Source organism: Microbulbifer epialgicus, assembly GCF_041447265.1.
GTDB lineage: Bacteria > Pseudomonadota > Gammaproteobacteria > Pseudomonadales > Cellvibrionaceae > Microbulbifer > Microbulbifer epialgicus.
The window spans coordinates 1-1,296 of the sequence record NZ_JBGMEK010000225.1 but is presented as its reverse complement, the minus strand read 5'-3'; the positions used below and the strand labels follow the sequence as shown (position 1 = coordinate 1,296).

2 protein-coding genes are annotated in these 1,296 nt (G+C 44.6%); both read left to right on the top strand.

Annotated features, from left to right (window positions below):
• Window positions 1–204: 204 nt before the first annotated feature.
• Window positions 205–450 (top strand): IS66 family insertion sequence element accessory protein TnpB, encoded by a 246-nt coding sequence (gene tnpB, locus ACCI49_RS24665; RefSeq protein ID WP_371841911.1) that lies wholly within the window; start codon window positions 205–207, stop codon window positions 448–450.
• A gap of 355 nt (window positions 451–805) precedes the next feature.
• Window positions 806–1,216, top strand: a complete 411-nt coding sequence (locus ACCI49_RS24660) for a hypothetical protein (protein ID WP_371841909.1) — start codon at window positions 806–808, stop codon at window positions 1,214–1,216.
• Window positions 1,217–1,296: the final 80 nt, after the last annotated feature.

The window sequence follows — 1,296 nt, the reverse complement described above, 5'->3', positions numbered from 1 at the left end:
CCGTAATTGCCGCTTAGAGCGGCTCACAAAATTAAAGCCCCCGGCTTTGCCGGGGGATACTTACTATTTAAAATGTACATGTAGGTATCCTCATTATTATACGGGAAACCTGGGAGAATTAGAGTTCCCTTATGGCATAAATCTGGTGATCAATAGCCCGGTGTTGTTGGCGAAAATCTCTGGCCTTATGGACCTGTAAATACGATGTGGCTACCGTTTAACGTCAAAGACTGGTTTTACCGCCAGCCGATCGATTTTCGGAAAAAGATTGATGGTATCATACTGTTCATGGCTGATACATTACACAAAGATCCAACATTCGTTCAGCTCTTTGTTTTTCGCAACAAAAAGGCCGATAAAATTCGCATGCTCTACTGGGAAGATAGTGGGTTCTGGCTTCTTTATAAACGAAATGAGAAGTTGAGGTTTATCTTTCTTGGCATTAATTAACATCGGAAAACCCAATGGCTACCGGTGATTCACTACAGTGCCAGGTTGAACAGCTTATATGTGAACTCAAATTCTCGCTCCAACGATGCGAGCATTTTGAAAAGGCTTACAGTCAGCCATTGTATCAATTCAAACAACTACAGCGTTCTCTCTTTGGTCGGCGCTCTGAGTGATATGAAGACCCTGATGATCCTCAAAGGCTACTATTCGAAAGTTCAGAAGCTCGAGAGGAAAATTCCTTAGAGGAAAACGAGGCTAATAACGACAAAGATCAGGGTGATGTGGTTAGTATTGTGTCACACAAGCGTCATAAAAAACAAAGAAGAGCTTTGCCGGACACCTGCCAAGAAAAGAGGTGGTAATCCCTGTCTCAGAACAGGATAAAACCTGTGCATGTGGTTGCCAAAAGAATCTTGTTGATTACGAACGCTATGAGCGCTTGAACTACATACCCCCGGTATATGGAGTGATTGTCGAGTTGCGGGAGAAGGTTGCCTGCCCCAAAGGTTATGCAGGCCAAATAGTTATTGCTCCCGAGCCAAAGCATATCCTAGCCAAGGGTAAGTTTACCGAATCTGTTCTAGCCCATCTCATAGCCAGCAAGCTTGATGATCGACAGCCGTTTTATCACCGGGAAAAACAGCTTGGGACCTGCGCGGGCTTTAGCTTTCGCCGTCAAACCATGGCTCGTACTATTATCGAGAGTTATTGTCAATTCTGGTGTTTAGCTGGATTAGTTCAGACCAAATCTGACACATCCTCTTGAAAAAGAGGGGTTTACCAGTTTTGATGAAGGTATCGAAGGCCCTCCCTGCAGCGGATCGTGTCTCAGCCTGCCAGATATCA

What these genes read in the sequence shown, in the direction of transcription:
- tnpB (WP_371841911.1), top strand. Translation starts at nt 205, where the DNA reads ATGTGGCTACCGTTTAACGTCAAAGACTGGTTTTACCGCCAGCCGATC.